Consider the following 11,754-nt stretch of genomic DNA (forward strand, 5'->3'; position numbering starts at 1 on the left):
TCTTTTGGTTATTGATAGTCAAAATTTACTTGTACTTGTTTAAAAATAGGCATTAAAATTCAAGAATTAGTGGTGCGGCGCTTTGCGCCGCACCACTAATTCTTGAGAACATCACTTGTTTGTAAATTCAACATTTCTCTCTGCACATTCATCCCAATTACTAGGGCATCTCTCAATAGAGAACTATACTGATCAGCTTGATTTTGTACTTCTAAGGATTCTAAGGCAATCAGATTCTGCTCAATATTGTCAAAAAGCTGACGATGGCTACTTAAAAAACTTTGATGCTCCCGCAGGATTTTTTCAGTAGTCAAACCACAAATTAGGCTATCCCTAGTTAGGGCTTGCTGAAAAAGAGACTAAGGGAAAAGTAGTGGGCAAAGAGGAAGGGGATAATACTTTGAGTGTCTACAAGGAAATTGCCAAGAAAAAGAATTAAAGTTAAAAAGGGGTTTCCAAGAAGGAAGAACAAAGAGTTGCCAGCAAAAGATAAACCAAGACAAACCGAAAAAAGCAAGCTGCTTGAGCAGCGCTTCCAAATTCATCACCAAGAAAGTGATAGCGATCGCCGTTTCCGATGTATTTGCCAACTTGGACATGACGCGATTTAGACTGAACCGTCGTTTAGCCAGTCCAAACTTACCTTCAATTTGATTGCGAACCTTAGCATCTTCGAGAGTCTGCTTGCGAATAGCCGCCAACTCATCGGGTACAGGTCTGCCCAAAGGCGGAGCCGTAATCCGAATACCGAGATTTCGACAATAGGCGCGATTGCTGCGAGTGCGGTAAATCTGGTCAACGTAAACCGCTTCAGGATAATGTCCAAAGCGAGATTTAAACAATGCTACTTGTTGCTGCAAATCCCCCGATTCATTGAAGTTATCCCAACTGAGATGGTCGAGAAAGGCATGACCATCGACACAACTAACTGAGAGTTTAGCGCCAAACTCCACAGGTGTTCCTGCCTTACCTCTGACAATCGGACGTACATGAGGTTGCGTAATACTGACGATGCGGTCATCTATGCGATGACCACCTTGCTCGTACATCCATTGTTGTTGCCGATATACTTCACTGACGACTAGCAAGTTCCGATAGAGACTCCTCTTCAATTCCGATAGCTTTGCCCCTGCGGCAATTAGAGTGTCAATATGGGCAAGATTGCGACGCACATATCCCAACTGTTGGCGCAATGCTTTGCGAATCCTTTTACGATTGGGTTGGCGTTGTTTGGCAATTTGGAGATACGCTGTCCTTGCTTCACGGCGATAGGTGCGTGGTTTCTTCGCTAATTGTTCTTTCACTTGTTGGTAAAGAGCATCAATCACTATTTCCGTTTGTTCTCTTGCTTCGTTCAACAGTTTGATGTCAGTGGGATAACGGATGTCGGATGGCGCGACTGTTGCATCTAGCAGCAATTTTCCTTGGTTTGCTGGTTCTGGTTCTTTCTGTTCCTTTTCTATATTCTGCTCTTCTAACTTCTCTTCTATCTCTTCTCTTTCTTCTTTCTTGTACTGCTTTGCTTCCTTCTCTTTTTGTCCCGACTCTTTAGGAGGCTTCACAATCCGTTCGTTGATTCTGCCCACGATCTCTAGATTCAATCGCTTGCGGAAATGTACCATCATGCTTGCTTCAAATGGGGCGTTGTCGCTGTACTCTGATAAGCCTAGGAAGTATTGTAAATATGGATTCTCACGAATTTGTTCTACTGTCTCTTCGTCACTTGTTCCTAGCTTCTCTTTGATGATCAGCGCCCCAAGTGCTATCCGAAATGGTTTTGCTGGTGCTCCTTGTCCTTCGCTAAATTGTTCTGCATATTCATTCTCAAATTCTTCCCACGGCACTAGTTCTGCTAATCTTACCCATCGATTTTCTCCTGATAGTTTGCCGCCAAATGGTAAGTAGAAGTTCTCGAATGATAGCTGTCCTGTGGGGGATTGTCGGTACATGCAATTTTATTGGTGCAAGGGTTTTTCTAGCTTTTCTTGCTTTTTCTTGCATTTTATCTGTTTTCGTTCTCCTTAGAAACCTTTGCTTGTATGCTTTTCTTGCTTTTTCAGTAAGCCCTAGTTAGCTCAAGGGCTTGTAAGATACCCTTTCGATAATTGAGATTTACTGATTGATTGCCAACAGACTTTAAGCGATCGCAAATATCAACAGCGACAAGGACTTGATTATATTTATCTACTTCATCAAGAAGATGGGATAAACAAATCATTTTCTTAGATCTTATCCAAGCGAGTAGATTCCAAACCGTAAAGAGAATCAAAGTAAGTGTAAATACAAAAACAGCAAAGCCAACTTGAGACTGACGATTGTCGATGGCTCTACCAAGAGATTGAAAAATCAAAATACTAATTGGCAAACTAAAAATTGAAATTAAGAATAAAGTGATAGCTTCACTTAGCAAGAAAGAAGCTAAGTATTTAGTTTTTTTGAGTCTCGTAATTCTATAAGCACTTCCAATCGATAAAGGACTGATTTCTTTGCCTGTGATCCTTTCTAAATCCTGTTCTGTAATCTGCAAATTTCTGATATCAGGCTGCATAGTTGTTCAAGAAGCTAGATTTACTGGAAAAACAAGTGCCTAATAGAATTCCAAACTGATAGATAGAAATTGCCTTCACGGGGTCGAAACAGGTCGAATTTGGAGCCAAAGGAGCCAAAAAATGGTCTGAGTGTCCAAGCCATCTGACTACCAACAAAAGCATAAAGTCCCAGCCAGAACTTTAAAATTGATATCCGAACTTTGCGATTTTTGTCAATCCCTGTATCTTCTATCATCAGATCTTTATCTGAGGCAATGGTTTCCACCTTTGGCAGCAAAACTTGATAAAGAAAGTAAACCCCAATAATTCCTGTCAATGTGAATATAGCAACATTTAACAACAGAAAAAAGAAGTAGTTATCAGTTGTAATTAAGAAGAACAAAGTGACTGGCGCAAAGCCAAATAGTAAAGTACTAGTAATCGTCACTGCACAAAGCAAAATCGCAGCATATTGACTCAGACGAGTTTTTGCACCGAAGTAAACATTAAAGAAATAGAGTGCAGGTAGGCAAATTGCTAAGGTGATAAGAAATAGAAACGGTAACTTAGCTGCGGATGACAAAACCTGCATCCAAGAGCTAACTGCACCAATTAGTCCACCGTAAATTGCCAAAAATATAGAGCTACAGACTAACAAACCACCTATTTTGGTATTAATCTTAATCCCATCATAGATTTCTTGAATAAACCGATCACGATCGCTGAGTAAATCAATAAGAACTGAAAAAAACGGCATAATTTTTTGGGTCTGAAGTTAAACTTGCTAACTTTGGACAGGTTCAATAAATAAAAGTTCCTAGCTGAATAATTTATAAAAAAAGTGTCTATCTGGATTGCTATTTATTAGATTGAGAAAACTTTAAATACTCAAGAATTATTATAAAAGTTAGTATTAGAGAGGATTTAAGTTACTTATCTTAGATGTAAGATCTCAGCTTGAACCACCTAAACATCATCTGTTAACACAGAGAAAAGTTTTAATTTCGTATGGTTTAAATGTGATTGTAAAATAGTTTAAATTAATCTCATTTGATAAGATCATAGTGATTTTATTTTCCATTAAGTCACATTCCCAAATTTGATCCATTTGCAAAAGGAGATGTGAAACCTCAATATTTGTTTCAGTGGTTCTACCATAGGATTCATAAAATCGGATGATCCAACCAGACTGATCCTGCGATCGCTTAAATGCTGAGAGAATAATATTTGGGGCAGAAACTTGCAAAAAGCTTGATTGGTTTGCTTGAATTGGTGAACTTTGGAGAACAAGCGGATTGTTTAATTCCTGAGCAAGTTGAACAATATTTGCTTCGCGCCAATCACCTTGATGGGGAACTAAGCGATAGGTAAATTCATGCTTACCGCGATCGCTATTTGGTGAAGGCCAGTTAGGACTACGCAGCAACGTTAGACGCAGACAGTCAGGCTTAGCGTCATATCCATACTTACTATCATTGAGAATGCTTAAACCCAAACCCAAAGGACATTCTCCCGCCGAAGGTGGGAGAATGCCCTTTGGGTTTGGAGAAAATGCAATATCTGCCCAATATTGAGCAGGAACTTCCCATTTAGCTTTTGCTTCAGGTGTTTCACCCAGCGTACTACGTTGAATTGTTCCCATAGGAATTTCGTAAGTTGCGTAGGTTGATCGCCAATTCACAGGGAAAGCAACCTTGACTAAGGTATATTCCTCTTGCCAATCAACCCAATTATGTACTGTGATAAATGATTCAAAGGCAGTTAGTTGAATCTCTTGGATAAAGGTAGAACTACGGAATTTCTGAATAATACGTAAGGATATTAATAAACTACAGTTTTCAACGATCTCAATTGATTCAAGGGTTGCAGATTCTAATTTTTTGTTTTCGTAATCTGGAGCAAGATTCCATGCATCCCAATATTGTCCTTTGTCTTCAAAAAACTGCAATTCACTAGCTGATTGTAGGATCAATCTTTGCGATCGCTTATCAAATATTTGTGCGATTGCCCCAGTTTTGAGATCAATCTCAACGTGAAGATATTGATTTTCTAGATAGTATCTATCGCTATCAGAAGTGACCTTTAAAAGTGCATCAGTCTCAGTGATGCCAATATATTCAAGCTCAGCAAATCCAAAACTAGGAACATTTTCTAACCAGCACAAGGAATGATCTGGTTTTCTAATGAGTTGAGATCGCCGCCAATTAAGAAAATTCCAAGCTTGCAGATTTGCATTTCCTAAAGCTTCTTGACTGAAAAGGCGATCGCAGATTTCCCTTACTTCCGACCAAGTGCGATCAGCATCGATAAATACTTCTGGAATCGATGTCCCTGGTAAAATATCATGAAATTGATTGAGTAATAGCCCTTGCCATGCTTGTTCTAACAGATCTTGAGGATAGGGAGTTTTATTGACTAAAAAAGCGATCGCGCTATATTTTTCGGCATTACCTAGGAGAACTTCCACTTGACGATTTTGCTTCTTCTGATCGGCTTTAGTAGTAAAAGTACCGCGATGAAACTCCAGATACAATTCATCTTGCCAAATGGGTAAATCTGCGGGTAGTTTTGCTTTCAAATCCAACAGAAAATCTTCTAATGTACTGGGCTGCATCTCAAAGAAGATTGGTGAATCTACCCACTTACGACCCATATTCAGCATATCCGCAGTTGGTCCACCACCATGATCGCCAACCCCATACAGCCATGCTGTTTCGGGGATGTAGTGTTTTTCTTCTTGGTTCGCAAGATATTTTGCGATCGCTACAGGTTCTAATCCCTGCCCAATCTCATTGCTAAAATAAGTAAAAATTCGACTTCCATCTACCCCTTCCCACCAAAAGATTTGATGAGGAAATTTATTCGAGTCATTCCATAATAATTTTTGGGTAACAAATGTCTCAAATCCACTCTTTAAGAGAATCTGTGGCATTTGCCAATGAAAGCCAAAGGTGTCGGGTAACCATGCGATTTTGACTTCTCGATTAAACTTCGCTCGAAAATATTCCTGACCATAAAGAATCTGTCTAATTAAAGATTCACCACTGGGTAAATTGCCATCTGGCTCCACCCACATACCACCGATGAGTTCCCATTTGCCATTCGCTACTGCTGTTTGAATACGAATAAATAATTCAGGATATTCCTGCTCCATCCATTGATAGGAAACAGCCGTACTTTGGTTAAAAATTAGCTCTGGATAATGCTCCTGTAGATTTAGTGCAGATGTAAATGTGCGCTGCATTGCATTTTTGGTTTCCGCGATCGCCCATAACCAAGCCACATCGATATGCGAATTACCAAGGATATAAATCTGGCGTTGTTTGAGAAATTCTCCATATTGCAAAAGTGGTTCGCGAATTTCGGCTAGTTGCTCAAAGAAGCGATCGCTTGCAATTACCTCAGATTGAGAGAATAAAACAATTAAATTTTTAGTAGCACTTTCTAAAGGTTGTAAATCAATTTGATGTTTAGTAAAAACTGGAATATAGGTTTGGAGAATCTCTAGTTCGGTAGCAACCTGATCGGGATCACAGGCTTTATGGGGATATTCAAAAACCAGTTCTGAAAGCTGCAAAGCGCCAATGTCATGCTTAGGGCTATTAAGCTTTATTTCTAGATTAAATTCATCATTAGGTTCTGCATGATCAGTCAATAAAATTCGACATTTCTGATCAAACAAATCGCCTTCTTGGACTTTGTGATGATTAACCCATATCTCACAAACATCTGCCCACCAAATTAGATTTAAGCGGATAGTCGCTCCTAACGTTGATAATCCTGCATAGATTTCTGGTATTTGCCAAGTTTGTTTTAAATGAATATTTTCTTCCTGTTTTAAGAAAGATAACATCGGTTTATTTTGCTTAGAATTTACCGTTGCTAAATCCTCCCAAACATCTTGTTTCTTTTGTCTTTGCCAATTATTGAGTATTGATAAGTGCGATCGTGATTTTAATTTGTTAATAACTTGAGATAAATTTTCTACTAAAGTAGTCACCGTATAAGCTCCTATGTTCTATGAGATCTAGCCAACTGCAAAATCAGTATACTTGCGTAGGTTAGGTGGATCAAAAGCAAGAACAATATTTTCTTTAGGAACACCTAATTCCACTAATTGATTTGCAATGCCAATTTCTGTTCCATCCTGCTGAATCCAAATTTTGCCATCAATAATGTCAAGATGAAGCACAACACCATAGACTCGTTTGGATGCTCGCCAGCCAACATAAATAAGTTGGTAATGGTCTCGTTCAGCATCAAAAATAGTTTGAGCTTGAATACGTTGATCCCACGCAAGACTAGCTCGTTCAATTAATAGATTTTGAATGTATTGACGGTATTGGGTAATGGTATCCATTTGGAAATAGTCTCCTGATCAATGTCGTAGGTAATTATATAAACAGTATTTTGTTGCATAAGCTCTTGTACTAATGTAGTGTCAAAAAATTTGTCATATAGGTTGTCTGGAACAGCTAGGTATAAAATACGGTCTGGTTCAATTTTTTGTAGTGCTAGGCGATAGGTGATAAATTGTCCTAACGCTCCATAAAATTCAGATATTTTTGATGGACTTAAAAAACTTTTGATTTCTATCGCAATTTTAGTCTCTCCTTGTTCAGCAGCAATGATTTTTTCTGCTCCTAAATCAATTGCGAGATCAAAGCTATCTGCTTGCAAGGCATAAGGATCATGAGTTATTTGCCAGTTTTCTTTCTGTAAAGCAGTTTTTACAATTTGATGGAATAGATCACGGGCTGACATAAATTTACTCCTATATGTTTAATTTTATCTCATGTTGTTAGAAATTAGATAGAGTGATTACTTATACCCTGTGCGGCAATCCAAGCTGTAGTCCAAGCATTTTGAAAATTAAAACCACCCGTCACTCCATCAATATCTAATATCTCTCCCGCAAAATATAACCCTTGGCAAATCTTACTTTCCATCGTCTGAAAATTCACGTCTTGCAAACGAATACCACCGCAAGTGACAAACTCTTCTTTAAATACACCTTTACCCACGATCGCATATTCACTTGCGGTTAATACATTCACAATTTGCTGAATTGCCTTATTAGAAATATCTGCCCAGCGCTTTTCGAGTTCTACTTCTGCTTTATCTAGCAAATATTCCCATAAACGTAGCGAGATATCGACAGGACAATAATTAGAGATAAACTTCTTCGGCTGTTCGTTTTTCGCAGTTAAGAGAATTTGTTTCACAGCTTCGACTTTGAGCGTCGGAATCCAATTAACAGCTAATTTGGCTTGATAATTACAATCATGTAATTCTCGCGCAGCCCATGCCGACAACTTCAAAACGGCGGGACCACTCAATCCCCAATGTGTAATTAGCAAGGCTCCTGACTGTTCTAATTGATTGCGAGCAGATTTTTTCTTGTCAGCACTAGGATTTGCAATTAAAAGTTTAACTGTGGCAGGATTTACGCTCACTCCTGCAAGTTCATGCAGTTTAGAATCTTTGATATTAAAGGTAAAAAGAGAAGGAACAGGAGGCTCTAGTTCATGTCCTAACAATCGCGCGATTGCATAGCCTGATGGACTACTACCTGTAGCAAGTAATAGGCGATCGCAAACTAGATTTTCACCATTTTTAAGAATTATATCAAATTTGCTCTCTCCTTTGCTTTCTCCCAAAAGCTCAACCTTCTGCACCAAAACATTATTGCGAAGAAAAACACCAGCTTTTTTAGCCGCAAACATCAAGGCTTCCACAATCGTTTCTGAATCATCAGTAACTGGAAACATTCGACCATCAGCTTCTGTTTTTAATTTCACTCCTTCGGCATTAAACCAGCGCACTACATCCAACGGCTGAAAGCGAGAAAATGCCCCCCTCAGAGCTTTACCACCTCTGGGATAGTTCTGGACTAATTGTGAAGGTTCAAAACAGTGATGGGTGACATTGCACCTTCCTCCTCCTGAAATTCGCACCTTGGCGAGCGGTTGTCGTCCTGCCTCTAATAAAGTTACTCGCGTGTGTGGTACTTGCGCTGCATGAATTGCCCCAAAAAATCCTGCTGCTCCACCACCAATTACTACAACCTCTGTACTTGCCATGGTTAATTCCTAATAAGATAGACAGCGCAAAGCGCTATCTATCTTAAATTTTACCATTTCGACAAGATTGAAAAATATTGATTACTTCTTGCGGTACTTGCTTGGTTTCTCTAGCGGCTGTGTCAATTTTGAGGAAATCAGCAAAGGTATATTGCGATCGCAGTTTGTCTAAACTACAAGTACAAAACTCTTTACTATTGGTAAATCCACAACCTTTCATAAAAGTTTTGATTACCTCTTGTGGATATTCAAACTTCTCTTGTTTAACGGGTTGACTCTCCTCAGCCCACGAAATAGGGATTCCACTACTAGCTAGGATAAGTGTACTGAGAGATAGGATTAGATGATGACGCATATTTTTACTTGAATGGTAATTTCGATTACGCGCTAGAACTCTGATTTTATAATAAGCGCTACGTAAAACCTATAAATTACAGATGTCACTTTGCGCCAACTCTAAATTTTATTTGGGTAGAGATTTCTATATTTCTATCATCAGGATGACTGCATTGATTGCTGTTTCATGACAACATCTACTATGGATACTCTGTTTTGCTTGAGCGTTTGAATGAAATCTCCTGACCGTTTACTAATTGTTGATGATGTGCCAGACAACCTATTTCTTGTTCGCACAATTCTCGAAGAAGAGGGATATGAGATCATCACATCATCAAATGGTCATGACGCTTTGAAGATTATTGAGTCAAAGCCACCAGACTTGGTCTTGCTAGATGTGATGATGCCCCTGATGGATGGCTATGAGGTGACTCGGCGTATCAGGGCGATGAAAGATCTGCCATTTATTCCGATTTTGCTAATTACAGCTTACGATCGCGCTAATGCGGTCAAAGGTTTAGATCTCGGTGCAGATGAATTTATTCGTAAGCCCATTGAAGCGGATGAGCTACTGGCAAGGGTGCGATCGCTGCTACGTTTAAAACATAGCATTGCGGAGCGCGATCGCATTGATCGCCAAAGACAGGATTTTGTATCACGGCTAACCCATGATCTAAGGACACCATTAGTGGCAGCGGATCGCATGTTAGGGCTTTTGCAAGATGGGGTATTGGGAGAGATATCGCCAGAAATTCGTGAAGCGTTAACGATTATGGGGCGCAGCAATCATAATTTGCTGGAAATGGTCAATAAGCTTTTAGATGTCTATCGTTATGAATCGGGCAGTAAAACCATTAATTTACAGCCGCTAGACTTAAAAGAACTGCTTAATCAAGTAGTGCAAGAACTTAAACCGATCGCTATTTCTAAAAATTTAGAACTTACTGCCGATCTCGATAATATGGTCACGGTCAAAGGTGATCGCCTAGAACTACTGCGCGTATTTAATAATTTGATTGGTAACGCCCTTAAATTTACCGAATCTGGCAGCGTCCATGTTAGCTTAAAATTAGAGGAATCCGAGGCAATTATTGCGATCGCAGATACGGGTGCAGGGATTTCACCAGAGGAGCAACCATTTTTGTTCCAAAGATTTCGCCAAGGCAATCATCAAAAACAAGGTAGTGGCTTAGGTTTATATCTATCGCACTATATTATCAATGCCCATAATGGCAAAATCTTAGTCAAATCTCCTAACCTAGACTCTCAACAAGGTTCCACATTTTTTGTGCATTTGCCAACCATTACGTCATGAGTAACCTTCAACTTCATTATGATACGCTCCTCAGTCATTGCAGTAACCCCCTCGAAGCGATCGCCCTTTTGCGTGAATATCGTCCTTATTTTGAGCTAATTCCTAGCTTACGCCGTCCCAGTGACAGCTTAATTTCAATTCCATTCCCAGTCGTACAGCTTACTAGTCCAAACTTGACGCAAAGTCATGTACAGCTAGAATGCGATCTTGCTTTGATCATGTGTGATCCTGACTGGAAGGTTAAAACTGGACAAGAAATATTTGTATTTATCCATCGTCCTAATGAGGACTACTCGGCTCTATTAAAACGTTGGCGACAAGTGGAAGTCGCGCTTGGGGAAGAATATTACTGGCTATTACCTTGGAAGCATCGCAGTATTATTAGCGATCGCGGTGAATATCATTACCCTCTTTTTGTTACTCTTGACTATTCTCCAGCCCGCATTGCTAAAGGCTTAGCAGGTGCATCATTACCTCACGTTAGAGCCTTAACACCAGAGATCGATCCTCCACCAGATATTGAAGAAAATCAGGAAGATCCTATTTATGATCCCACTCAATAAAAACTCAACCCCATAATTCAAGAGTATTATACTCCCTAGCCTTATTTGAAGCTTATTTCAAATTAATTGCAGGAGTTTTACAAACATCTATTGGATCTAGCTCGGCTACTTTGCCATCATTATATTCAGCTCTAATGTCAAATATACAACCTGCTTCATCACCTTTGTATTCTGAGCGCTTCCACTCAAAATCAGCTTTTTCGCGATCGGGGATTGGTTCATCAAGCTCATTTTCTCCCCAATCTTCCTTTTTAGGAGCAGACATATAAATTGCTTTTAAAACTTTGCCGCTATTGTTAATCACCGCAACACGCACAATATCAGAGGTGGGGTCAGGTTTAGGTGCAGCGGTACTGATAGGAGATTCTGAAGCAGAAATAGAAGGTGTTGCAGATGGTGTGGGGCTATTACTAGGTGAAGTAGAAGGTGAAGCTGAAGCAAATGGTTTTGTTGTTGCCGTACTAGTAGCTGTAGCTGTTGTACTAGGAGTATTTGAAGTTATTGGAGTATTTGAAGTACAAGACACAGCAATGATTGCAAGATTAATGCTGAGGGTCATCTGACAAAATAATGATTTTTTCATAAGAACTTGCTCGATCCTTAAACTGAAAACTTATGCTAGCAGTCTGAATCATTAATAAAAATTAATTTTTATTTACTAGCTCTGAATAGTGTGAGGCGGCGCGAAGAACCGCCTCACACTTGTTTTTTGCAGGTGGCTATAGCTGCTATATCACCATTTAAGATTTACTTTGAAAAGCTTAAATAATGAAAAATGGTAAGAATTGCTCAACGATTCTTACCATTTTTCGCATTCGTCAACCTAACGTTTAATTAGGAAAAAATCAAAGAATTGTCTTTCCCATTTAGTAATCTATTTAGCACTATCGAGCAATTTTTGCTTTCTACATTTTTATGGTAATTGCTAC

Annotated in this window: 12 protein-coding genes; 2 read left to right on the plus strand and 10 right to left on the minus strand. The window is 39.3% G+C overall.

Translation table 11 applies throughout. The features are described 5' to 3' along the window. Positions 1 to 95: 95 nt before the first annotated feature. From ABM313_RS07735 to ABM313_RS07775, 9 genes are all read right to left on the minus strand, one after another. On the minus strand, positions 96 to 314 hold the full coding sequence (locus tag ABM313_RS07735; protein WP_434687074.1) for a hypothetical protein: 219 nt from the start codon (positions 312 to 314) through the stop codon (positions 96 to 98). A gap of 45 nt (positions 315 to 359) precedes the next feature. Further along, the gene (locus tag ABM313_RS07740; protein ID WP_434683668.1) at positions 360 to 1,949 is read right to left on the minus strand and encodes an IS5 family transposase; all 1,590 of its coding nucleotides are present in this window, start codon (positions 1,947 to 1,949) and stop codon (positions 360 to 362) included. A 107-nt stretch (positions 1,950 to 2,056) separates the two neighbouring features. Then, complete coding sequence (locus ABM313_RS07745) at positions 2,057 to 2,548, minus strand: hypothetical protein (RefSeq protein ID WP_434687075.1); 492 nt, start codon at positions 2,546 to 2,548, stop codon at positions 2,057 to 2,059. A 20-nt stretch (positions 2,549 to 2,568) separates the two neighbouring features. Continuing rightward, a complete protein-coding gene (locus ABM313_RS07750) occupies positions 2,569 to 3,285 on the minus strand; it encodes an actin-binding WH2 domain-containing protein (RefSeq protein ID WP_434687076.1) in 717 nt (238 codons plus the stop codon). 216 nt (positions 3,286 to 3,501) lie between these two features. Beyond that, positions 3,502 to 6,528: an alpha-mannosidase gene (locus ABM313_RS07755; RefSeq protein ID WP_434687077.1), complete on the minus strand. Its 3,027-nt coding sequence runs from the start codon at positions 6,526 to 6,528 to the stop codon at positions 3,502 to 3,504. Between the two features lie 27 nt (positions 6,529 to 6,555). Beyond that, complete coding sequence (locus tag ABM313_RS07760; RefSeq protein WP_434687078.1) at positions 6,556 to 6,888, minus strand: XisI protein; 333 nt, start codon at positions 6,886 to 6,888, stop codon at positions 6,556 to 6,558. After that, on the minus strand, positions 6,843 to 7,292 hold the full coding sequence (locus ABM313_RS07765; RefSeq protein WP_434687079.1) for an element excision factor XisH family protein: 450 nt from the start codon (positions 7,290 to 7,292) through the stop codon (positions 6,843 to 6,845). Before ABM313_RS07765 ends, ABM313_RS07760 begins: the two co-directional genes overlap by 46 nt. A gap of 44 nt (positions 7,293 to 7,336) precedes the next feature. Further along, positions 7,337 to 8,611, minus strand: coding sequence for an NAD(P)/FAD-dependent oxidoreductase (locus tag ABM313_RS07770; RefSeq protein WP_434687080.1), 1,275 nt, complete (start codon positions 8,609 to 8,611; stop codon positions 7,337 to 7,339). A 43-nt stretch (positions 8,612 to 8,654) separates the two neighbouring features. Next, positions 8,655 to 8,966, minus strand: a complete 312-nt coding sequence (locus ABM313_RS07775) for a hypothetical protein (protein WP_434687081.1) — start codon at positions 8,964 to 8,966, stop codon at positions 8,655 to 8,657. Positions 8,967 to 9,179: 213 nt separating this feature from the next. On the opposite strand from ABM313_RS07775, the gene ABM313_RS07780 reads away from it, so the two are divergent. Continuing rightward, entirely contained in the window at positions 9,180 to 10,262 is a 1,083-nt protein-coding gene (locus ABM313_RS07780; RefSeq protein ID WP_434687082.1) for a sensor histidine kinase, read from the plus strand. Continuing rightward, positions 10,259 to 10,825, plus strand: coding sequence for a hypothetical protein (locus ABM313_RS07785; protein ID WP_434687083.1), 567 nt, complete (start codon positions 10,259 to 10,261; stop codon positions 10,823 to 10,825). Before ABM313_RS07780 ends, ABM313_RS07785 begins: the two co-directional genes overlap by 4 nt. 52 nt (positions 10,826 to 10,877) lie before the next feature. Here the strand turns inward: ABM313_RS07785 and ABM313_RS07790 are convergent, their stop codons facing one another. After that, positions 10,878 to 11,408, minus strand: coding sequence for a hypothetical protein (locus ABM313_RS07790; RefSeq protein ID WP_434687084.1), 531 nt, complete (start codon positions 11,406 to 11,408; stop codon positions 10,878 to 10,880). Positions 11,409 to 11,754: the final 346 nt, after the last annotated feature.

Source organism: Pseudanabaena minima str. Chao 2107, assembly GCF_051131155.1.
GTDB classification, from domain to species: domain Bacteria; phylum Cyanobacteriota; class Cyanobacteriia; order Pseudanabaenales; family Pseudanabaenaceae; genus Pseudanabaena; species Pseudanabaena minima.